Below are 20,502 nucleotides of genomic sequence, written 5' to 3'. Positions count from 1 at the left end.
GGGTCGGACGAAGCTCGTGGACATGGCACAGGACCTCTCCCTCCACGGGATTCACGTACCGCTCGTCACGCCGTTCACGCGCTCCGGGGACGTCGCCGCCGTCGCCCTGGAGGGGCTCGCCCACCAGGTGCTCGATGAGGGCGCCACCGGGATCGTCGCCCTCGGCACCACCGGCGAGGCCGCCGGCCTCGACGGGGCGGAGCGGGACCTCGTCACCGACGTCTGCGCCCGGGTCTGCCGGGAGCGGGGCGCCGCACTCACCGTGGGCGCCGGGGCGGGCGGCACCGTGGCCGCCGGGGCCGCGCTCGGGCGGCTCGCGAAGTGGCCGGAGGTGCGGGCGGCGCTGGTGACCGTGCCGTCGTTCGTACGACCCGGGGCGGCCGGGGTGCTGGCGCACTTCGCACGGCTGGCCGAGGTGAGTCCCGTACCGCTGGTCGTCTACCACATTCCGTACCGGACCGGGCAGCAGCTGGACGCGGCCACGCTGCGGGCGATCGGGGAGCTGCCCGGGGTGGCCGGGATGAAGTACGCGGGCGGCGGGATCGGCGAGGAGGCGGTGGCGCTGCTCGGCGGGCCGCCGGAGGGGTTCGCGGTGCTGGCGGGCGACGACCTGTACGTGTCGCCGCTGATGGCGCTGGGCGCGACGGGCGGAATCCTGGCCTCGGCGCACGTGGCGACGGCGCGGTACGCGGAGCTGGCGACGGCCTGGCGCACCGGCGACGCATCCCGGGCGCGGGCCCTGGGTCACGGGCTGGCCAGGCTCTCGGCGGCGCTCTTCGCCGAGCCGAGTCCGGTGGTCGTGAAGGGGGTGCTCCACGCCCTGGGCCGGATCCCGACGCCGGACGTACGCCTCCCGCTGCTGCCGGCCCACCCGGCAGCGGTGTCGGCGGCCCTGGACCGACTGGCGGACCTCGGGCTCGGCCGGGCCGTGTCCGCGCATTAGCGTCGGCCGCCCGAAGGGCGGGCCCCGCGGCTCCCCCAGCTACCGCTGGGGGCCCCCGGGCGCCGCGCATCGCAAGGCGGAGGGCCGCCCGCGTACTGGCCGTACTCCGGCGCGCCCGACAACGCAGCGGGGTGCGGTGCCGGACGCCGCGGGGCGGGCGGGACTGCGCGGACCCGGCCCGGCGCTCCGCCGGACACGCGCCGCCATGGCGGGCATGCCGGGAAGCGCCCCCTGTGGGCGGTTCGCAAACAACGGGCGAGATGCCCGAATCAGGCATGCGTATGGGCGACTTGTCCGTTTCTCGGGAGGGCTTCGGGAGCTCGTGATGTGGGTCACTCAAATAGGGACAACATCATTTATCCGGAACAGGCGATTCCCTTTTACCGGAAAGGAATTTCGGCATTCCCGGAACACGCTTCCAAGGTCGTTTTCACCCCCGGCACCGGGAAGTCGATCACCAGGTCGAATTCGTGCCTTGTTCCGGCCCGTCGGGCTCGCTTACGGTCACGTCGTTCCCAGCGGGCAGCAGCCCGAACCGGCCGCCGCCAGGGATCCCCCGCACCCGCACGTGAGGAATTCCGCCATGCCCGGACTCGGTAAGCACCGTCGGCCCAAGCAGCGCCCGATCGCCCGCAAGCTGGCCTTCGCCGGCACCGGCGGCGCCGCCCTCGCCCTGCCGCTGATCAGCGCGACCACGGCCGGGGCCGCCGTCACGCAACCTGCCGCTGCGCCCGCCGTGAAGGCCGCCACGCTGCCCGCCGTCAAGCCTGCGGTGGAAAAGGCGGCCGTACCGATGACCTATTCCGTGACCGTCGGCGACACCCTTTCGAAGATCGCCGTGGAGCACGCGGTGAACGGCGGCTGGCCGGCCCTCTACGACGCCAACCGGAGCGCCATCGGGGCCAACCCCTCGGTCATTCGCCCCGGGCTGAAGCTGACCCTCGGCGCGGCGGCCAAAGCGGCCGCCGCAAAGGCGACCGCCGTGTCCAAGCCGGCGACTTCGTACTCGAACAACCTCGACGGCTGGATCCGTGAGTCCCTGGACATCATGGCCAAGCACGGGATCCCCGGCAGCTACAACGGAATTCACCGCAATGTGATGCGGGAGTCCTCCGGCAACCCGCTGGCCATCAACAACTGGGACTCCAACGCCGCGGCGGGCATCCCCTCGAAGGGCCTGCTCCAGGTCATCGACCCGACGTTCCGGGCCTACCACGTGCCCGGCACCGCCCTGGACTCCTACGACCCGGTCGCCAACATCACGGCCGCCTGCAACTACGCGGCGGCCCGCTACGGCTCGATCGACAACGTCAACGGCGCCTACTAGGCGGGCGGGGCCCGCGCCCACCGGGCGGGCCGGGCCTACAGCCAGCCCTGGCGGCGGGCCGCGCGGACGGCCTCCATGCGGTTGCGGGTTCCCGTCTTGCCGATGGCCGAGGACAGGTAGTTCCGTACCGTCGACTCCGACAGGTGGACCCTGGCCGCGATGTCGGCCACGGTCGCCCCGTCGACCGCGGCGTTCAGCACGTCGACCTCGCGCGCGGTCAGCGGGTTGGGGCCGGCGCTGAGCGCGGCGGCCGCGAGAGCGGGATCGATCACGGTCTCACCGGCGAGCACCCGGCGTATCGCGGCGGCCAGTTCCTCCACCGGCCCGTCCTTGACCAGGAACCCGGCGGCCCCCGCCTCCATCGCCCGGCGCAGATAGCCGGGGCGTCCGAAGGTGGTCAGGATCAGCACCCGGCAGCCGGGGCAGCGCGTGCGCAGTTCGGCGGCCGCGTCGAGCCCGCTGCGGCCCGGGAGTTCGATGTCGAGCAGGGCCACGTCCGGCTGCGCCTCGATCGCGGCGGGCACGATCTCGTCCCCGGCACCTACCTGGGCCACGACCTCGATGTCCTCCTCCAGCCCGAGCAGCAGGGCCAGCGCGCCGCGCATCATGCCCTGGTCCTCCGCGAGCAGGACCTTGATCATCGACTCTCCTCGTCCGTCGGGCCCGCCGGTGCGGCCCGGTCCTCCGGTTCGGCCGGCTCCACCGGGAGTTCGGCGGTGACCCGGAAGCCGCGGGCCGGGCCCGGGGCCGGTCCGCCGACCAGGGTGCCGCCGGCCGCGGCGAGCCGTTCGGTCAGGCCGGTCAGTCCACTGCCCGGCGGGGTCGAGCCTACGCCGTTCCCATTGTCGGTGATCACCAGGCAGACCCGTTCCGCGGAGCTCCGCACCTCGATCTCGCAGGTGGTCGCGCCACTGTGCCGGATGGCGTTGGTGGCGGCCTCGCGCACCACCCAGCCCAGCAGTGCCGCCGCCTGCGGGGGCAGCGGGGGCCCGGACTGCCGTAGGACGGGCTCGATCCCGGCGGCGGTCAGCGCGCCGCGGGCCCGGTCGAGCTCGGCGGCGAGGCTGGCCTCGCGGTAGCCGGTGACGGCCTCGCGGATCTCGGTGAGCGCCTGGCGCCCGACCGACTCGATGTCGGCGACCTGGGTGAGCGCCGCGGCCATGTCCCGGGGGGCGATCCGGCGGGCCGCCTCCGACTTCACGACGATCACCGAGAGGGTGTGGCCGAGCAGGTCGTGCAGATCGCGGGAGAAGCGCAGCCGCTCCTGGTCCACGGCGGCCCGGGCCAGCTCCTGCCGGGTGTCCCGCAGTTCCTTCACGGTCTCGGACAGGGCGAGGATGGCTGCGGTGACCATGCCGGACAGGAGCGTCCCGTAGGCGATGCCGAGGGTGTCCCAGCCCTCGTCCCGGCCGGCGATCACCGCGGCCAGGGTGGTGACGGCGAACATCACCGGGCCGAGCATCCTGCCCCGGACCACCGCGCCGGTCGCCAGGCCCCACAGCGGGAAGAACAGCAGCCAGTTGCCCCCGTAGACGAAGGCGAGCGTGCAGGTGACCGCGCCGAGGGCGGCGAGGCACCAGCGGGTGCTGGCGGCCTCCCGGGCCCGCCGGTCGAAGGCGCGGAACACCAGGGTGATGTAGAGGGAGTTGAAGAGGAGCAGACCGAGGGCGCCGATCCAGGGGTTGGGGGTCTCCCCCTTGATGACGTTGGAGATGGCGCCCATGCCCATCAACAGCCACGGCAGCAGCGTGAAGGCGCTGGGCGGGCCCATCGGGCCGTAGCCGGAGGCCTCACCGCACGTCTTGCGCCGCTTGCGTCGCCGCTCCAGCCATTCGGCCTTGTGGGCCGCCCAGTCGGCCTTCCAGTCCTCGTCGGTCCCCCGCTGGCCGTGCATCTTCGCTCCTGTTGCCCGCTTCATGCGCTATACCGTCCTCGCCGACCGACGGTACGAGAACACCGCGTACGAACCGAACAGCAGGGCCCATCCGGCGAGTACGGCGACCGCGCCCGGGCTCGGGGCGGTGCCGGCGGCGAGGGACTGGCCGATCTCGGCGAAGCGGCGCGTGGGCGTGAAGCCCGAGAGGGAGCGCAGCCAGTCCGGGAACAGCTCGGTCGGGAACCAGAGTCCGCCGACGATGGAGAGGGCGAGGCTGCACCCGACGTTGACGACGCCGGTGGTCTGCGCGGTGAGGCGGTAGCCGTTGCCGATGCCGAGCAGGGTGAAGGGGAGCGCGCCGAGCCACAGGACGAGGGCCACGGCGCCCCACTCCCAGGCCGCGAGCCGGACGCCGTTGACGAACGCGCCCGCCGCGAGCACGGCGGCGACGGCGGGCAGCACGATCACCGAACCGGTCAGGGCCCGGCCGACCACCACCTGGCGCGGGGTCATCGGGGTGACCCGCAGCTGGCGCAGCCAGCCGATGCCCTTGTCCTCGGCTACGCCGCTTCCGGTCGACAGGGCCGCGCCGAGGGCCCCGTACGCGGCCATGGCCACCATGGAGGCCGTCTTCCACTCGGCGTCGACGCCGGTGCCGAGGTTGGTGAAGAGCAGGTACATCAGCACCGGCATGCCGATGCCGAAGACGACGAAGGAGGTGTCGCGCAGGGTCCGGCGGACTTCCAGGCTGACGTAGGCGGTGATCATCGGGCGCTCCCGGCGGCGGCGGTGTACGGGTGGGTGAGGGTTTCGGCGCGGTCGAGGGCGTGGGTGTGGGCGCGGGTCTCGGTGAGGGCGAGGAAGGCGTCGTCGAGCGAGGGCGCGGTGACCTCGATCCCGCGGACGGCGCCGAGCCCGGCGAGGGCGATGACCGTCGCGTCGGGGTCCTCCGTGCGCAGCCGCGCACGGTCCCCGCGTACCTCCACGGAGATCACACCGGGCAGGCCTACGAGGCCCTCGGTGGGGCGCCCGGCCAGGTCGACGCAGACCAGCGATCCGCCGGCGGCCCGGCGCAGCTGCTCCCCCGTGCCGTCGGCGACGACGCGTCCGGCATCGACGACCACGATCCGGTCGGCGTGGGCGTCGGCCTCCTCCAGGTAGTGCGTGGAGAACAGGACGGTGTTGCCGCGGCGGGCGAAGGCGCGCATGGACTCCCAGAAGGCGCGGCGGGCCTCCACGTCGAGGGCGGCGGTCGGCTCGTCGAGCACGATGAGCTCCGGGTTGCCGGCGAGGGCCACGGCGAAGCGGACGCGCTGGGCCTGGCCCCCGGAGAGCCGGTCGATGCGGCGGCCGGCCAGTTCGGTGAGCCCGGCGAGCTCCAGCGCCTCGGCGACGGGCATGGGCGCCGGGTAGGTGTGAGCCACGAAGGCCACGAGTTCACGCACGGTGATCCGCGGTACGGCGCGCCCCTCCTGGAGCATGGCGCCCACCCGGCCGGCCCGGACGGCCCGCGCGGGTTCCTGGCCGAAGAGCCGTACGCTGCCCGCGTCGGGCTCGTTCAGGCCGAGCAGCAGGCTGATGGCGGTGGACTTGCCGGCGCCGTTGCGGCCGAGCAGGGCGACCGTTTCGCCCCGCCGGACGTCGAGGTCGATGCCGGCGACGGCGCGGACGGGACCGAAGGCCTTGGCGGTGTGCCGGAAGCTGATGGCCGGCTCGGCGTTCGCCGGCCTCGTGGGCTGCGTCGTGCGGTCCGGCTGCGTCGTCGGCGTCGTCTGTGTCATGACAACCACGCTAGGGACCGGGGCGGGCTCCCCGGCAGATCCGCATGTACGGACCCCGGTGGTACGAATGTCCCGCCGGCTCCGCCCAGCGGGCCGGGGCGGTCTACCGGGACGTGCGGGGCCGGCTCGCGCGGGCGCGGATCAGGGTGCGGACCGGGGCCGCCAGGCCGTAGCCGACGTCCTTGCGCAGGGCCCGGACGCCGGCCCGTTCCACGGCGGCCAGCTGGTGTCCCATCAGCTCCGTCATCGTGGCGATCACGGGGCGCAGGCCGGGCTCGACCAGGCCGAGGATGCCGTCGGTGGCGTCGAGCGCGGTCCGGGCGCGCCGGGTTTCGGCCGCGAGGAGTGCGCGTACGGCCGGGGTGTCGCGGGCCTGTTCGAGGTCGGCCCGGGTGACGGAGTGCTCGGCGAGGCGGGCGCGCGGGATGCACAGACGGCCGTCAGCGAGGTCTCCGGCGAGGTCGGCGAGGAAGTCGACGCGCTGGGCGGCGTCCACGAACCGCCGCCACCCGGCGGCCTGTTCCCCGTCGGGGCCGCCCTGGTACTGGAGTCCGGTGAAGACCAGGACCCCGGGCCACGCGTAGGCGTCGAGGTAGGACTGGAAGTCCTCCTCGGTCTCGAAGCCGGCGAAGCCGGCCTCGGCGGTGGCGGCGCCCTCCAGGAACCGGGAGACCCAGTGGACGGGCAGCCCGCGGGTCGTGACGGCGTGGGCGTACGCGCGCAGCAGCGGGTCGGGGCTGTCGCCGGTCTCCAGGGCCGCGGCCGTCTGCCCGGCGAGCGCGGCCAGACCGGCGGAACGTTCCTGCGGAGTGCCGGTCTCCGCCACGTCGTCCACCAGGTTCATGAAGGCCACCCCCGCCGTCAGCCAGGGCACCAGCGGCGGCGCGGCGAGCAGGCGCAGCGTGAGGTACGGGGCCGGCTCGCGGCGCAGCACCCGGCGGGCGACGTACGTGTAGTCGTCGCGCAGCCGGGGTTCGCCGATTCCGGCCGCCGTGAGGGTGGTGCGCCAGCTGGGCATGGTGGTGGTGCTCCTCGACCGTGAAGTGCCGTACGCGTGCGGTGTGCGTACGGGTACACGATGTCAGGAGCGGTAGACCTTCTTCACGTTGCCCTGGGTGTCGGCGTGGACGTAGCCGCCCTGGCCGTACTCGTCGCTGAGGTAGGGCCGCATGGACGGGGTCTGGTCGAAGAGCCAGGGCTCGACGATGACGTAGCGGGAGGTCGGGTTGGCCACGCCGAGCTCCTGCTTGGCCCGGTCGAGGAGACCGGGCAGGGCGTCCCAGTTGACGGCCGCCATGTCGATCAGCGGTTCGTCCGGCTTGACGGTGCCGCCGGGGCCGGTGCGCTTGGCCTCGCCGTCGCGGTACTGGTAGCGGTCGTAGGTCTTGGCGCCGGGGCCGGTGGGGATGGAGGCGAGCACGTACTCCTCGTAGACGGTCATCTCCACGAACTCGGTGGTGCCGGACTTCTGCTTGAGGGCCTCAAGCGCGGTCCGCACGTTGGCGGGGGTGAGCAGGCTGCCCTTGGGGGCGGCGACCGGGCTGCCGTTCGCCTTGGGCGTGCTCGCCTTGGCGCCGGGGGTGGACGGGGAGCTGCTCGCCGTGGTGGCGCCGCCCTTCGCCCCGCCGCCGGCACCCTTGTCGTCGGAGTGGCCGCCGGGGAGCCAGTTGACTATCCCGATCACACCGCCGATCAGGACCACCGCGAGGAGGCCGCCGATCAGTGCTGGGCGGCGGCGCGGGGCGCGCACCGCCGGGACGGGCGCGGTCGTCGAGTACGGGGAACCGCCCCCGGGGGTGAAGGACGCCGACGGCGCGTACGGATGCGGGACCTGCGGCGGCTGGGGCCCGGTGTGCGGAAGCGGGGTGTGCGGGAGCTGGGACGCAACGGTCCCCGACTGCGGGCTCGGCGGCCCGTACTGGCCCAGCACCACCGGGGGCACGACGGGCGTCGCGCCTGCGAGAGCGGTGCTCGCATCCCGGAGCATCTGTTCCAGTTGCGCCGCGTCGGGCCGCACGGCCAGGTCCCGTACGAGCAGCCGCTCCAGTACGGGCCCCAGCGGGCCGGAGCGCACCGGAGCCGGGATCGGCTCGTCGAGCACGGCGACGACGGTGGCCAGGCTGGTGGCCCGGCGCAGCGGATGGACCCCCTCCGAGGCCACGTAGAGCAGCATGCCGAGCGACCACAGGTCGGAGGCCGCCAGCCCTTCCTCGCCGCGTGCGCGCTCCGGCGCGATGTACTCCGGCGAGCCGATGAGCACGCCGGTGGAGGTGAGGGCGGTGGAGCCGTGCAGGGCCGCGATGCCGAAGTCGGTGAGCACGGCCGAGCCGTCGGTGCGCAGCAGCACGTTGGCCGGTTTCACATCGCGGTGCAGCACCCCTTCGGCGTGGGCGGCCCGCAGCGCGGACAGCACGTCGAGGCCGAGCCGCAGCACCTCGGCGACCGGCATCGGGCCGGACTCCAGCTTGTCGTGCAGGGAGCCGCCCTTGACCAGCTCCATCACGATCCACGGATGCCCGACCTCGGGGTCGGCGGGTTCCACGATGTGGTGGATCGTCACCACGTGCGGGTGGGCCAGCCGCGCGAGCGCCCGCGCCTCGCGGATGGCGCGCTCGCGCAGCTGGATCGTGAGCCCGGGCTGGGCGGCGGCGGTCGCCGGGTCCGGCGGGCGCACCTCCTTGAGGGCGACGTCGCGGTGCAGGGCGATGTCGCGGGCGCGCCACACCGTGCCCATGCCGCCGGCGCCCAGGGGGGCGATCAGTTCGAAGCGGCCGTCGACCAGCTGTCTTTCGGCCTCACTGTTGTCCATGGCCGGACATCGTAGGCGCAGCCTCTGTCAGCAGCGTCGGCGGTCCACCGTCACCGCGCCCTGGACGGTGGCCAGCGTCCGGTCGTAGCACCCGAATCCCGGTTGCGACCCGTACAGCTGGTAGCGCTCGGAACTGGTGCCCACTGCGTGCCGCTGCTCGCGCGGGACGTTCGCCGTGTAGCTCGCGTCGCCCGTGTACCGGTCGTCGAGCCAGGTCCGGTCCACGGTCCGGCCGCCGCGCAGGGTGGTCGTCTCGGCTCGGTCGCCGAGCGCGATGACGGTGCGCATCCGGTCCCCGGCGCCCAGGGTGGTCTCGCCGTCCATGGTGTAGGTGCGCGCGGTGCGGACGGTGCTGGGCCCGCGGGTGACGTTCTCCTCGTCGGTCCACGTGGCGGTCAGGGCGTCCTGGTTCTCGCCCTCCGTCCAGCGGTGCACGGAGGTGCCCCGCACGGCGCGGGTGACGGTGGTGGTGACCCGGCCGTGCGAGGTGTCCAGCCGGCCGGCGACGGTGAGGCGGTGGCCGCCCTCGGCGTCGAGGCGGTGCTGCGCACCGGGGGCACCCGGGGTCCAGTGGGCGGAGTTGGCCGGTTCGCCCGCCTCGTGCCGGGTGAGGGCGCCGGTGACGACGGCCCGCCCCTCGTCCTGCCAGAGGAGCAGGTTCGTCGGGGTGCTCCAGCCGCTCTGCCCGGCCGGGACTCCGGCGACGGACACCTCGATCCGGTGCGGGCGACCGTCGTTGAGGAGGGCGGCGTACGGGGTGAGGTCGTAGACGATCGGCTGCACGTCGAAGGCGCGGGGCGCGGGGGTGACGTACCAGAGGAAGGGGTTCGACCAGCCGCCGGTCCATACGGTCGGGAACGGGGCCGCGATGCCGGCGAGCTGCCCGTCGACGGAGATCCGCACCTCGCGGTAGGGCCCCTCGGCGGCCTTGCAGGAGTACGGGGCGGCGTCGGGGGTGGTCATGTACCAGTACTCCTCGCAGCCGCCGCCGGAGCCGGTGGCGTACACCTCGGCGAGGAGCCGCTCGGTGTTGCGCGGGGTGGTGACGGTGGGGGTGGTGAGCGGGAGGACGCGGTCGGGGGTGTCGGGGGCGGGCGCGCGGCGCTCCCGGTCGGCGGCGTAGAAGGTGAGGGTGGCCTTGACGTCGATGACGCCGGTGTAGGTGTCGTCGACGAAGTTGCCGATCAGCATCTCGACGGGCTGCGGCCGACTGAGGGTGTCGCGGTAGCGGGTGACGTCCTTCTCGACGGACCAGGTGATGCCGTCGGGCGAGGGTTCGGGGGTGGAGGTGCGCAGGATTTCGACGCCGCCGAGGGAGAGGTGGCCGAGGCGGTCGTACTGGCGGCCCTTGACCTTGCCGTCGAGGCGCAGGACGACCTTGGCCCAGGCGCCGCCGCACGCGGTCGGGGGCGCGTAGCTCCCCACGTACGGGGTGTAGTCGCGGAACTGTGCTTCGGCGACGGTCACCTCGCAGGACCTGGTCGCGGGCCGGGTGATGGGCGGGGCCGCCGTGAGCGGGTCGTGCCAGTCGCTCCCGAACTCGGCGGGCGGCTCGGCGGCGGCGCCGCCCGGGGGCGCGACCGGGCCGGTGCCCTCGACCGCCCGGCCGGTCCCGGGGCCGGCCGGGCCCGCTTGCGGGGCGCCGTGGGCCCCGTTCGCGCGCGCGGTCGTACCGGCCGCGGCCGCGGGTCCCGCGGCGCCGGCCAGGGTGGCCGCGGCGAGGGCGAGCGCGCCGAGCAGGCCCGTGATCCTGTGTCGTCTCATGGCCCCGCAGTGAATCCCGCCGCACGGGGGCGGCACCAGGGCTCCCGGCCCGCCCCTGGCCGGAACTCGCCCCCGTCCGTTCGCGGTCAGGCGGTGGGGAGGACCACCGTGCCGTCGTCGTCGGCGTGGACCAGGTCTCCCGGGCGGAAGGTGACGCCGCCGAGGGTGACCGGCTCGTCGACCGTGCCCTCGCCCGTCTTGCCGCTCTTGCGCGGGACCGTGCCCAGGGCCTTGATGCCGAGGTCCAGGCCACCGAGGGCCACGCTGTCGCGGACCGCGCCGTTGATGATCATGCCCGCCCAGCCGTTGCGCTGAGCGGCTCCGGCGATGAGGTCGCCGGAGAGGGCCGTGTGCAGGGAGCCGCCGCCGTCCACGACGAGGACGGCGCCCTCGCCCGGAGTGTTGATCAGCTCGCGCAGGAGCGCGTTGTCCTCGTGGCAGGTGACGGTCCGCACCGGGCCCGCGAAGAGCCGGCGCCCTCCGAACTGGCGGAACGACGTGGTGCATACGGCCAGGCTCTCGCCGTGCTCGTCGTACAGGTCGCTGGTGGGGACGGGGGTGACGCTCATGTGACTCGGGGCTCCTCGCAGTTCGTACGTCGTGCCGTGCGGGCCCAGCCTAGGCCGGGCCGCGGCGCCGCTCAGTCACGGGAGTTGCCGAACAGGATGCGGTAGCCGATGAGCAGCACCAGCGAGCCCGCGATCGCGGAGCCCCAGGTGGCGGGGTCGTAGAAGTCGTGCCCGATCGGCTTGTCCAGGAACTTCGCGGAGAGCCAGCCGCCGATGAAGGCTCCGGCGATGCCGATCAGCGTGGTCCCGATCAGGCCGCCGGGGTCACGGCCGGGCAGCAGGACCTTGGCTATGATGCCGGCCAGCAGCCCCAGGACGATCCAGCTGACGATCCCCATGGTCGTTCACTCCGCTTCGTTCGTGTCCGTCTGTTCTCACCTGGGAGGACGCGCACACCGGCGAAACGGTTCTCAGCTCGGGCGTCATGCCGCTACGCGCGTGGGGGGCGCGGCGGCCGGCGACGCGGATACGGGCGCCGGGGCCGGCGCCGGGGCCGTGCGCGTCAGCAGCAGTACGCCGCGCGCCGCGGCGAGCGCACCGCCCACGGCGAGCAAGAGCCCCACGGCGCCGCCCTGGATGCGCTCGCCGAGCAGGACCATGCCGATGGCGGCCGCAGCGAGCGGGTTGGCCAGGTTCACCACGGCGAGCGGCGCCCCGAGCCCGCCCCGGTAGGCCCGCTGCGACAGGAACATCCCGCCGACCGCGAACACCACGACGAGCAGGGCGACGGAGACGACCCGCACGCTGAGCAGGGCCCCGCCGCGGCCCCCCGCGACTGCCACCGTCTGCGTCAGGGCGGAGGCCACGGCGGAGGCCAACCCGGACGCCGTCGCGTGCCGAAGCCCCGAGCGCACGTCCCGGCGTACGGTCAGCAGCACGATCGCGGCGGCCGTGGCCCCGGACACGGCGAGCGCCTCGGCCAGGGTGAGGGTGTCGTCCGGGGCCGGACCGGAGGCCGGGAGCAGCAGCAGGCCGAGCCCGGCGACGGTGGCCAGGGTGCCCCGCCATTCGGTGGCCGCGACCCGGCGGCCGGCCCCACGGGCCCCGAGCGGGACGGCGGCGACGAGGGTCAGCGCGCCCAGCGGCTGGACCAGGGTGAGCGGTCCGTAGCGCAGGGCGGCCGCGTGCAGCAGCGCGGCGCCGGCGTTGAGCCCGGCCGACCACCACCAGGCGCCGTTGCCGAGCAGGGCTCCGGCGCTACGGGCGACGGCGGCGCGGGCGAGGCGCTCCTGGGCGACGGCGGCGGCCGCGTAGGCGACGGCGGACGCGAGGCAGAGGGCGACGGCGAGGGCGGTGGCGTTCATCGGCCGGCCCCCACGGCCTCGGCGGACGCCACGACCTCGGCAGCTCCGGCGACTTCGACCGGTACCGCCGCCCCGGGCCCTGCCCCGGCCGCCGACGCCGTGCTCCGGGGGCGCGGCAGGTGCCGTGCGACGGGCAGCGATCCGGTACGGACCCGTGGGCGCGGGACGACCAGCAGTGCCCCGCCGAGCAGCACCGTGGCGACGATCGCGTCGAGCCAGTAGTGGTTGGCGGTGCCGACGACGACGAGCAGGGTCACCAGCGGGTGCAGCAGCCACAGCACGCGCCAGCGGGACCGGGTGGCCGCGATCATGCCGAGCGCCAGCATCAGTGCCCATCCGAAGTGCAGCGAGGGCATCGCGGCGAACTGGTTGGCCATGGTGTCGGCGGCGGGCGCGGCCCGGTAGACGGAGGGCCCGTAGACCTGCGCGGTGTCGACGAGGTGCGCGGCGCCGAGCATCCGGGGCGGTGCGAGCGGGAAGGCGAGGTGCAGTGCGAGGGCGGCGCCGGTCAGGACGGCGAGGGTGCGCCGGGCCCACAGGTAGTGGCCGGGCCGGCGCAGGTACAGCCAGATCAGGAAGAGGACGGTCGCCGGGAAGTGCACGGCCGCGTAGTAGGTGTTCGCGATGTGCACGAGGACGTCACCGGCCCCGCCGCTGCCGGCTCCGTGCAGGAGCAGGCGCTGGATCGCGCCTTCGCCGGGGAGGGGCAGGGCGCGCTCGGCGTCCCAGATCCGGCCCGCGTTGCGGAAGGCCTCGTCGGTGCGGTCCGTGGAGAGCATCCGGCCCGCCTTGTAGACGGCGAACAGGCCGGCGACGAGCAGCAGCTCGCGTATGAGACGGCGCCGCTGCCCGGTTCCCGGGCCGTCGGCCGGCCCGTCGGGTGTGGTGTGGGAGCTCATTTCCCCCGCTCTCTCTTCTCTGTGCTCGCGCGCCGCCCACACGTGGGTGGCGTGGATGGCCACGCGGTTGGTGTGCCGGTGTGCGGCGGCCGGCCCCGGCCGGCCGCGCGTACATCGACACGCCAGTGTATCGATACATTCGCGTATCGATACGGGGGTGTACCGATACGCTTGCGTTCCCGTACACTTTTCCCACGGAACCATCCACCGCGGAGCCCCGAGGAGAGCCGCTCACCATGACGTCGCCGCCGCCCGCCGCGCGCCGCTCCAAGATCACCCCGGAGCGGGTGCAGGAGTTCTACGACGCCGTCCTGGACATGCTGCGCGAGAACGGGTACGAGGCCCTGACCATGGAGGGCGTCGCCGCCCGCGCCTGCTGCGGGAAGTCGACCCTCTACCGGCAGTGGAAGACCAAGCCCCAGCTGGTCGCGGCAGCCTTGCGGGCCAACCGTCAGGGCACTCTGGTCGCGGTGGACACCGGCACGCTCGCCGGCGACCTGCGCGAGGCGGCCCGGATCGCGGCCGGCAACTCGGGGCGCGACACCCGGCTCACCCAGGCCCTCGGACATGCCGTACTCAGCGACGAGGAGCTCCAGGCGGCGCTGCGCGAGGCGCTGGTCGAACCGGAGCTGACCGCGTTCGACGCGATGGTGGCACGGGCCGTGGCGCGCGGCGAGATCGCTGCGGACCACCCGGCCGTGGAGTTCCTGCCGGCCCAGCTGATGGGCGTACTGCGCATCCGGCCGGTGTTGGAGGGGCGGTACGCCGACGCGGACTACCTGGTCCGGTTCGTCGACGCGGCCCTACTGCCCGCCCTGGGCCTGGCACCCGTCCCCGCCCCCGGCCCGAAACCGGACCGGGCCCCCTGAACCGGTGGGCCGCCGTCTCCGATGACCGGACGGCGACCCGCCCGCGCTGCCTCGTGGGGACGGCGGCAGCGCGCCACCGGACGGGGCGGTGGTCACTCACCCGCTGGGAGGGAGTGACCACCGCCCGGTCTGTGCGGCCGCAGACCCGCCGCACGCCCCGTTCAGGACCTGGGGGCGCCCATGCTGCGGATGAACTCTTCCGGATCGGCGTCGAAGCCCCGTACCCCGGCGTCCAGCGACCAGACGCCCGCGGCGTCGCGGGTGAACTCCGCGACGGTGGCCGCCGTGGCGGCCGGGACCCCGGCGAAGTCGCTCACCGCGAGATCGGTGTAGCCCTCCCGGATCCGGACCCCCGTACCGCCTATGGCCGCGAAGGTCTTCGTGCGGGCGTCCCGCGGTCCGGTTTCCTGTATGACCACGCCCACCACCACGCGCGCCAACTCCGGCGCCATCCGGTTCAGTTCTACGGTCATCACCTCGTCGAACCCGAAGCCCTGGCCGGTGTGGCTGTCACGGTTTAAGGTGATGGTGCCATCGGGAGAACGACTGCCGAAGTGCACGAGGTGGACGGGCTCCCCGTAGGGGTCCGCGGCGCCGTAGACGGCCGCGATGATGTCCAGGTCATGGGCGGGCGTGCCCGCGGGGCTCGGATCCCACCGCAGTGCGATCTCCACCTTGGCCAGGCTCTTGCGTACTCCGCTCGTCGAAGTGCTCACCGAACTCCCCCTCCGCTTGCCGGGTGTTGCCCGGCCATGCTGTCATGCGGCCGGCCTGCGGGTCAGGACGAGCGTACGTTCCCGGCCAGTTGGGCCGGTTCCCTCAGGAGGCGCGCAAGACGCGTACGGTCTCCACCCAGCCCGGCGGCTGCGGCGCGTCGGCCCCGATCAGCGCGGCGATCAGCCGGCAGGACAGGGTCTCGTCCGGCCACGGGGTGTACCCGTCGGTCAGGACGACGACGATGTTCGGCCGGTCCGGCACCGCCAGCGCGGCGCGGATGCCGACGCGCATGTCCGTGCCGCCGCCACCGGCCAGGGTCACCTGGTCGGTGCTCGTCACCCGGGCCACCGTGTGCACGTCCGCGTCGCAGGCCAGGACGGCGACCCGGTTGCCCCGGACCCCCACCTCCCGCAGGACGCCGGTGACTTCGCCGAGCGCGGCGGCGAGCTCGTCCTCGCCCATCGACCCCGAGGTGTCGATGACGATCGCGACCCGCGGCAGCGGCCGGCGCAGGCTCGGCAGTACCACCCGGCCGCCGAGCGCCGGAGTGCGGCGCGAGGGCCTGCGGTAGGTGTAGTCCACCGCACCGCCCGCCCAGGCGGCGGCTTCCCGGACCGCCCCGGACAGCGCGCGGCGCCAGTCGACGGTGGGCTCCAGCAGCTCCTGCGCCCAGCGCTGCCAGCCGGCCGGGAGCTTGCCCCGGGTGCGCTGGTGGGTGCGCATGGCCTGCGCGGTCTGCCGGCGCAGCGCCTCCGCCTCGACGGGGCCGATCCGGGCGGGACCGGCCCCCTCGGCGAGTTCCCAGGGCGCCGGCGTGCCGTGGGCCCCGGAGCCGCAGTCGGGTGCGTGCGGGGTGGCGGGGATCGCGGGCAGGTACGTCTCGAACAGCCCGCCGGTGGCCAGGCCGAACAGTCTGGGCTCCATCCTGCCCTCGGGCAGCGCCAGCCCGTCGGCGAGGAGGTCGTCGTTGATCTCGCAGTCCTGGGCGATGTTGACGCGTACCCGGTCGCGCTGGTCGGCGGCCGGGAGCCGGCCGGCCCGGGCGTGGTGGTCGCGCAGCAGGTGGGCGACCTCGTGGATCCACACCCCGGCCAGTTCCGCCACCGGCGTCGCGTCGACGAAGGAGGGCGAGACGTAGCAGCGCCAGTGCCGGTCCACGCCCATCGTCGGGACCCCGGCCGAGGGGACCACGGTGAGTGCGTAGAGGGCGGAGGCGAAGTACGGCCGGGCCTCGGCCGCCTTGTACCGGGCGGCCAGTAGTTTGGCCCGGTCCAGGCGGGCGTGGGCCGACAGTTCGTCCGCCGGCCGGCCGGCCGCCGCGCCGTCCACGGGCACCGTCACGGGCCGGTCAGCCGCTGCCCGGCAGGGCGCCGGAGAGCTGGAGCAGTTCGACGAAGGCGTCGATCCCGGCGGGCACGGGCCAGTCCAGGTCGCGCATGGCGGCCAGGTCGGCCGCCGCCCGCGCCGCCACGTCGGGTACGCCCGCCTCCACGGCCTTGGCCAGGACCGCCCAGCCGGCCTCCCAGCGGGGGCGGGTGAGCTCGCCCTGGACGGCCGCGACCACGGCGATGAGGAAGGCCAGCTGCCGGTCTCCGCGTTCGGGCAGGGCGAAGGCGTCGGGGTCGGCGAGCACCCGGTCCGGATCGGGCAGGTCGAGGTGTTCCACGTACGAGAGCAGCTCGATCCCGGCCGCGTCGCCGACGGCGCCGGTGAGCGCGGCGGCCAGGGCCTCGCCGCCGGCGCCGGACGCGTACCCGGTGGCCAGCAGCCGCAGCGCCATCTCCCAGGTGCGCGGGGAGGGCCAGGCGCGGCCGCGGCCCTCCGCCTCGTTCGGCATGTGGTGGACCAGGCCCGGCCGGGCGGTGAGGAAGCCGGAGATCACACCGCGGGCGCGGGCCACGGCCCCGGAGACGCGGGCGGGGTCGACGGCCGGGAGGGCCACCTCGGGCCAGGTGCCGGCCAGGCCGCGGGCGACGGTGCGCGGGCTGTGGGTCCAGTCGAGGTGGACGAAGCGGTTGGCCAGCGGCGGGCTCAGGTGCCAGCCGTCCGCCGCGCTGGACGGCGGATTGGCCGCGGCGACGATCCGTACCGACTCGGGCAGCACGAGGCTGCCGATCCGGCGTTCCAGGACCACGCGCAGCAGCGCCGCCTGCACGGCGGGCGGGGCGGAGGACAGCTCGTCGAAGAACAGCAGTCCGTGGCCGGTGCGGGCGAGACGCACCGCCCAGTCCGGCGGGGCCATCGGCACGCCGGTGGTGGCGGGGTCGTCGCCGACGATCGGCAGACCGGCGAAGTCGGAGGGCTCGTGGACGCTGGCGATGACCGTTTCCAGCCCGACGCCGAGGGCGTCGGCGAGCTGCTGCATGCCGGCGGACTTGCCGATGCCCGGCTCACCCCACAGCAGCACGGGCTGGTTGGCCGTCACGGCCAGGGCCAGTGCTTCGAGCTGGGGGTTGGTGGCGGGTTCCGTGCGGGTGGCGCGGAGCCGGGCGCCCAGGGCGTCGGCGGCCGCGAGGGCCTGCGGAGGCCGCAGCTCGGTGCTCATGCTTGCTCGGACTCCTCGTCGGACTCGCGCTCGTCCATGTATTCGTCGAACCACTCGGAGCCGACGTCGGGGAACTCCTCCTCCACCCGGCTGCGCAGGAAGGCGAGATCGGTGCGCTTGTACCGGCGCACCACCTGGGCGAGCGACAGGTCCGCCTCATCGACGACGTCGATCCGGCTGCCGGCCGCGACGAGCGCCCGGACCAGGTCGGCGGAGCCGCCGTACTGGACCGCCAGTTGCAGCGGGGTGTGCCCCGACTTGGCCTGGGCCTCCAGGTCGAGGCCCGCCGACAGCAGCCGCGGCAGCAGGGCTTCGTGGTCGAGGAGGTGGAGCTGGTGCAGCAGCGTGTACCCGCGGGCGTCCCGGACCCGGGGGTCCGTACCCGCGTCGAGCAGCGCCACGACGCCGGGGGTGTCCCCGTGCTGGGCGCGCAGGAACAGCTCCCGACGCTGCGCCCGCAGGGCGCGCGGGAGCCGCCCCTCGCCCGTGGTCCAGATCTGCTGCACGGCGAAGCAGCCCTCGATCGCCCCGCCGAACGCCCGCATGGCGCGCTCGCGCTGCTGCTCCTCGCGGCTGTGCGGGAGCAGGTCGAGTACGCCGCCCTGGGAGCGGAGCTCGTGCCACTCGCCGCGGCAGCGCACCCGTACGGGTGCGGCCCCGGCGGGTCCGGGCGGACCGGCGGCGGGACCGGCCTCGGGGAACAGGGCCTCGACGACGAGCGGGTGGAGCTCACGCGGGGCGATCCGGCCGGTGCGCACCAGTTCGAGGTCCGGGAGCCGCTTCCACGCGTACAGCGGCAGCCGCGGCACGTCCTTCAGCTCGTCCCAGCCGACCACCCTGGTGCGCAGTCGCTCGCCCGATCCCGGGCCCGCCGGCTCCACCAGCAGGTTGCCGCGCCAGTGCACGGCCATCCTGAACCGGTCTCCCGCGCCGGCCGCCGCGAGGCGCCGCACCTCCGACCCCAGCCGGGTCAGGTCGAGGGCGGGCGAGGCCGTGAGGGTGTCCGGGTCCGCCCCGCGACCGTAGCGCGTGACTTCCTCGGGGAGGGTGAGGTCGCGCTCGATGCCCGCGGCCTCGTGCGCTGCGGCGTGGTCGCCGCGGGCGTGCAGCAGGGCGACCCACTCGGCGCGCGCCGCCGGGTCGGCCGCTCCGGGATCGGCGGTGGGCAGTTCGTCCGGGAGCAGCGGGGTGCCGTCCGGGCGGAAGAAGGGGAGCCGGTCCGCGCCGCCGGTGTGGCGTTCGCGCAGTGCGGCGGTGTGCCGGGCGTCCCAGAGCGGGCGGGCCGCGGTCCAGTCCTCGGCGCGCAGCTGGTTGGCTCCCGCACGGACGCGGTTGCGTTCGGCCGGGTCGATCGGCGCGCAGTCCAGCCGGAGCCGCTGCGGGCCCTCGATCATCGCGCCGGTGGTCACGGACAGCACCGGCGCGCCGTCGCCGGCCCCGTAGCGGGCGAGCAGGACGCGCAGGTCGGTGTCGATGGTCGTACGGCCGCCCAGGACGCGGGGCAGGTGCCAGCGGACCAGGTCCGGGGCGAGGTGGCGCAGGTCCTCCTCCACCGCCTCCGCGACGGGGGCTCCGTGGCGGGCGGCGAGTTCGATCAAGTCGAACCGGACGTCCACGGCGGCGGCCGCGCAGGCCGCCCGCCAGTCGCCGGCCAGCCGGTGTCCGGTGGCGCGCTCGATCATCCAGCCGGGGACTGCGTGGCGTCGGATCCGCTGCCAGGCCGGGCCGTCCTCTGCCAGGAACCCGCCGGGCAGTTCGGTGCGCGGGCTCACCGGTACACGCTCGTGATCGCGCCGAGGTCGGGGTGGGCGGGCCGGGCGGGCCGCAACCGGGTGGTGAAGGACCGCTTGACCTTGCGGGGCAGGCCGGGGCCCAGGCCCACGTATTCCAGCGGGGAGTCCTGGGGCACCGCGGCCAGCAGGCACTTCGCGCCGCGCCCGGTGAGCCCGGTGTGGCGCAGTTCGAGTCGGCGCAGCGGGCTGCCCGGCAGTGCTGCCGCCAGGGCGTACGCACCCTCGTCGCCGGTGTCGTTGCCGGTGGAGCCGAGGCTGCGCTCGGACATCGCGCGTCCGAGGTCGAGGGCCTCGATTCCGCCGAGGGCGTCGGCGAGGGACCGGGCGCCGGCCGGTCCGATGCCGTTGCCGCTGAGGCCGAGGCGGACCGGGCGCGCGGGGTCGGCGGCCGCGGCGGCGGCCAGGATCGCGGTGCCCTCGTCGCCGAGGTGGTTGGCGGGGAGGTAGAGCTCGCGCACCCCGGTCTCCTGGATGAGGGCGGCGAGCAGCGGCGCGGCCTCGGCGGTGAGGCCGTTGCCGCCGAGGAAGAGGCGTTCGAGCGGGGTCTCGCGGCTGCGGAGGGCGTCGAGGAGGAGGCGTACCCCTTCGATGCCGATGCCGGTGTTGACCAGGTCGAGGGTGCGCAGGGTCCGGTTGCGGCGCAGCAGGGCGGCGAGGGTCCGGGCGCCGTCTTCGAGGACCGGATTGCGCTTGAGCCACAGGGCCTTGACGTCGGTGTCGTCGGCGAGGGCGCCGGCGAGGGCGGCCACGCCGTCGGGTCCGATCCGGTTGCAGCCCAGGTAGAGGGTGTGCAGTGCGTGTCCGCCGGTGAGGGCGTCCGCGAGCGTGCGGGCGCCTTGGTCACCGATGGAGTTGGTGCCGAGGAGCAGGTGCCGGGCGTGGACGGAGACCGCGGCGACGGCTACCACGCGGGCGGCGCCGGCCGGTCCGAGCCCCTGCTTGCACAGGTCGACGCGGCCGTCGGCGCGCAGGGTGCCGATCGGGAAGGTTTCGTCGGCCGCGACGTCCTGCCCGGAGGCGAGCCGCGCGAGCAGCGGGTCGAGCCCGGCCGGGTCGGCGAGCGGCAGGTCGGGGTGCTCGATCGCGGGGCACCGTACGGGTGTCGGCTGTGTCATCACCACTCCACCGGTCCTTCGCCGGTGCCCGGCGTCCACAACGACAAGAGAAAACACATGAAGAAGACGCAAGACCGGTCGGATTCGAACCGACGTCCTCCAGCTCGATGCTTGGGCGCGACGACCTCTGCGCTACGGCCTTGCTGCGGGAGATCATACCCACCCGCAGGCCGAAACTCGATCACCAGTTT

General features: G+C 74.6%; 19 protein-coding genes and 1 tRNA gene. 3 read left to right on the top strand and 17 right to left on the bottom strand.

Annotation, left to right across the window (positions count from 1 at the left end; genetic code table 11):
• Nucleotides 1–22: 22 nt before the first annotated feature.
• Nucleotides 23–943, top strand: coding sequence for a dihydrodipicolinate synthase family protein (locus OHA65_RS34320; protein WP_327280020.1), 921 nt, complete (start codon nt 23–25; stop codon nt 941–943).
• 583 nt (nt 944–1,526) lie between these two features.
• Nucleotides 1,527–2,270 carry a transglycosylase SLT domain-containing protein gene (locus OHA65_RS34315; RefSeq protein WP_327280019.1) on the top strand — a complete coding sequence of 248 codons (744 nt, stop codon included), beginning with the start codon at nt 1,527–1,529 and terminating at the stop codon, nt 2,268–2,270.
• Nucleotides 2,271–2,305: 35 nt separating this feature from the next.
• Here the strand turns inward: OHA65_RS34315 and OHA65_RS34310 are convergent, their stop codons facing one another.
• From OHA65_RS34310 to OHA65_RS34260, 11 genes are all read right to left on the bottom strand, one after another.
• Nucleotides 2,306–2,911, bottom strand: coding sequence for a response regulator transcription factor (locus OHA65_RS34310; RefSeq protein WP_328764601.1), 606 nt, complete (start codon nt 2,909–2,911; stop codon nt 2,306–2,308).
• Nucleotides 2,908–4,188: a sensor histidine kinase gene (locus OHA65_RS34305; RefSeq protein ID WP_405763173.1), complete on the bottom strand. Its 1,281-nt coding sequence runs from the start codon at nt 4,186–4,188 to the stop codon at nt 2,908–2,910. Before OHA65_RS34305 ends, OHA65_RS34310 begins: the two co-directional genes overlap by 4 nt.
• Before the next feature lie 3 nt (nt 4,189–4,191).
• On the bottom strand, nt 4,192–4,914 hold the full coding sequence (locus OHA65_RS34300) for an ABC transporter permease (RefSeq protein WP_405758295.1): 723 nt from the start codon (nt 4,912–4,914) through the stop codon (nt 4,192–4,194).
• The gene (locus OHA65_RS34295) at nt 4,911–5,927 is read right to left on the bottom strand and encodes an ABC transporter ATP-binding protein (RefSeq protein ID WP_327280017.1); all 1,017 of its coding nucleotides are present in this window, start codon (nt 5,925–5,927) and stop codon (nt 4,911–4,913) included. Before OHA65_RS34295 ends, OHA65_RS34300 begins: the two co-directional genes overlap by 4 nt.
• Nucleotides 5,928–6,030: 103 nt before the next feature.
• On the bottom strand, nt 6,031–6,945 hold the full coding sequence (locus OHA65_RS34290; RefSeq protein WP_327280016.1) for a squalene/phytoene synthase family protein: 915 nt from the start codon (nt 6,943–6,945) through the stop codon (nt 6,031–6,033).
• A 63-nt stretch (nt 6,946–7,008) separates the two neighbouring features.
• A complete protein-coding gene (locus tag OHA65_RS34285; protein ID WP_327280015.1) occupies nt 7,009–8,736 on the bottom strand; it encodes a protein kinase domain-containing protein in 1,728 nt (575 codons plus the stop codon).
• Nucleotides 8,737–8,763: 27 nt separating this feature from the next.
• Complete coding sequence (locus OHA65_RS34280) at nt 8,764–10,500, bottom strand: peptide-N4-asparagine amidase (protein ID WP_405763170.1); 1,737 nt, start codon at nt 10,498–10,500, stop codon at nt 8,764–8,766.
• An 86-nt stretch (nt 10,501–10,586) separates the two neighbouring features.
• The gene (rraA, locus tag OHA65_RS34275; RefSeq protein WP_328764600.1) at nt 10,587–11,069 is read right to left on the bottom strand and encodes a ribonuclease E activity regulator RraA; all 483 of its coding nucleotides are present in this window, start codon (nt 11,067–11,069) and stop codon (nt 10,587–10,589) included.
• A gap of 71 nt (nt 11,070–11,140) precedes the next feature.
• On the bottom strand, nt 11,141–11,407 hold the full coding sequence (locus OHA65_RS34270; RefSeq protein ID WP_327280013.1) for a GlsB/YeaQ/YmgE family stress response membrane protein: 267 nt from the start codon (nt 11,405–11,407) through the stop codon (nt 11,141–11,143).
• Between the two features lie 84 nt (nt 11,408–11,491).
• Entirely contained in the window at nt 11,492–12,373 is an 882-nt protein-coding gene (locus OHA65_RS34265; protein ID WP_327280012.1) for a hypothetical protein, read from the bottom strand.
• Nucleotides 12,370–13,272, bottom strand: coding sequence for a phosphatase PAP2 family protein (locus OHA65_RS34260; RefSeq protein WP_405763168.1), 903 nt, complete (start codon nt 13,270–13,272; stop codon nt 12,370–12,372). The genes OHA65_RS34265 and OHA65_RS34260 overlap by 4 nt, the downstream gene beginning before the upstream one ends.
• A 236-nt stretch (nt 13,273–13,508) precedes the next feature.
• Here OHA65_RS34260 and OHA65_RS34255 point away from each other — a divergent pair, with 236 nt between their 5' ends.
• Nucleotides 13,509–14,141, top strand: a complete 633-nt coding sequence (locus OHA65_RS34255; protein ID WP_327280010.1) for a TetR/AcrR family transcriptional regulator — start codon at nt 13,509–13,511, stop codon at nt 14,139–14,141.
• A 161-nt stretch (nt 14,142–14,302) separates the two neighbouring features.
• On the opposite strand, the gene OHA65_RS34250 is transcribed toward OHA65_RS34255, so the two are convergent.
• From OHA65_RS34250 to OHA65_RS34225, 6 genes are all read right to left on the bottom strand, one after another.
• Nucleotides 14,303–14,857 (bottom strand): TerD family protein, encoded by a 555-nt coding sequence (locus OHA65_RS34250; RefSeq protein WP_328764597.1) that lies wholly within the window; start codon nt 14,855–14,857, stop codon nt 14,303–14,305.
• Nucleotides 14,858–14,960: 103 nt separating this feature from the next.
• On the bottom strand, nt 14,961–16,151 hold the full coding sequence (locus tag OHA65_RS34245; RefSeq protein WP_405763478.1) for a DUF2201 family putative metallopeptidase: 1,191 nt from the start codon (nt 16,149–16,151) through the stop codon (nt 14,961–14,963).
• A 55-nt stretch (nt 16,152–16,206) separates the two neighbouring features.
• A complete protein-coding gene (locus tag OHA65_RS34240) occupies nt 16,207–17,403 on the bottom strand; it encodes an AAA family ATPase (RefSeq protein WP_327280008.1) in 1,197 nt (398 codons plus the stop codon).
• Entirely contained in the window at nt 17,400–19,175 is a 1,776-nt protein-coding gene (locus OHA65_RS34235; RefSeq protein WP_405763165.1) for an ankyrin repeat domain-containing protein, read from the bottom strand. The genes OHA65_RS34240 and OHA65_RS34235 overlap by 4 nt, the downstream gene beginning before the upstream one ends.
• Nucleotides 19,172–20,311 carry a gala protein gene (locus tag OHA65_RS34230; protein ID WP_328764595.1) on the bottom strand — a complete coding sequence of 380 codons (1,140 nt, stop codon included), beginning with the start codon at nt 20,309–20,311 and terminating at the stop codon, nt 19,172–19,174. Before OHA65_RS34230 ends, OHA65_RS34235 begins: the two co-directional genes overlap by 4 nt.
• A 69-nt stretch (nt 20,312–20,380) precedes the next feature.
• A tRNA-Arg gene (locus OHA65_RS34225) sits at nt 20,381–20,453 on the bottom strand.
• Nucleotides 20,454–20,502: the final 49 nt, after the last annotated feature.

The organism is Streptomyces sp. NBC_00045 (genome assembly GCF_045041095.1).
GTDB lineage: Bacteria > Actinomycetota > Actinomycetes > Streptomycetales > Streptomycetaceae > Streptomyces.
This window is presented reverse-complemented; position numbering and strand designations above follow the sequence as displayed.

Bases quoted from the DNA above. Each gene is read 5' to 3' on its own strand.
- OHA65_RS34320 (WP_327280020.1), top strand. From the start codon at position 23: ATGGCACAGGACCTCTCCCTCCACGGGATTCACGTACCGCTCGTCACG.
- OHA65_RS34315 (WP_327280019.1), top strand. From the start codon at position 1,527: ATGCCCGGACTCGGTAAGCACCGTCGGCCCAAGCAGCGCCCGATCGCC.
- OHA65_RS34310 (WP_328764601.1), bottom strand. From the start codon at position 2,911: ATGATCAAGGTCCTGCTCGCGGAGGACCAGGGCATGATGCGCGGCGCG.
- OHA65_RS34305 (WP_405763173.1), bottom strand. From the start codon at position 4,188: ATGAAGCGGGCAACAGGAGCGAAGATGCACGGCCAGCGGGGGACCGAC.
- OHA65_RS34300 (WP_405758295.1), bottom strand. From the start codon at position 4,914: ATGATCACCGCCTACGTCAGCCTGGAAGTCCGCCGGACCCTGCGCGAC.
- OHA65_RS34295 (WP_327280017.1), bottom strand. From the start codon at position 5,927: ATGACACAGACGACGCCGACGACGCAGCCGGACCGCACGACGCAGCCC.
- OHA65_RS34290 (WP_327280016.1), bottom strand. From the start codon at position 6,945: ATGCCCAGCTGGCGCACCACCCTCACGGCGGCCGGAATCGGCGAACCC.
- OHA65_RS34285 (WP_327280015.1), bottom strand. From the start codon at position 8,736: ATGGACAACAGTGAGGCCGAAAGACAGCTGGTCGACGGCCGCTTCGAA.
- OHA65_RS34280 (WP_405763170.1), bottom strand. From the start codon at position 10,500: ATGAGACGACACAGGATCACGGGCCTGCTCGGCGCGCTCGCCCTCGCC.
- rraA (WP_328764600.1), bottom strand. From the start codon at position 11,069: ATGAGCGTCACCCCCGTCCCCACCAGCGACCTGTACGACGAGCACGGC.
- OHA65_RS34270 (WP_327280013.1), bottom strand. From the start codon at position 11,407: ATGGGGATCGTCAGCTGGATCGTCCTGGGGCTGCTGGCCGGCATCATA.
- OHA65_RS34265 (WP_327280012.1), bottom strand. From the start codon at position 12,373: ATGAACGCCACCGCCCTCGCCGTCGCCCTCTGCCTCGCGTCCGCCGTC.
- OHA65_RS34260 (WP_405763168.1), bottom strand. From the start codon at position 13,272: ATGAGCTCCCACACCACACCCGACGGGCCGGCCGACGGCCCGGGAACC.
- OHA65_RS34255 (WP_327280010.1), top strand. From the start codon at position 13,509: ATGACGTCGCCGCCGCCCGCCGCGCGCCGCTCCAAGATCACCCCGGAG.
- OHA65_RS34240 (WP_327280008.1), bottom strand. From the start codon at position 17,403: ATGAGCACCGAGCTGCGGCCTCCGCAGGCCCTCGCGGCCGCCGACGCC.
- OHA65_RS34230 (WP_328764595.1), bottom strand. From the start codon at position 20,311: ATGACACAGCCGACACCCGTACGGTGCCCCGCGATCGAGCACCCCGAC.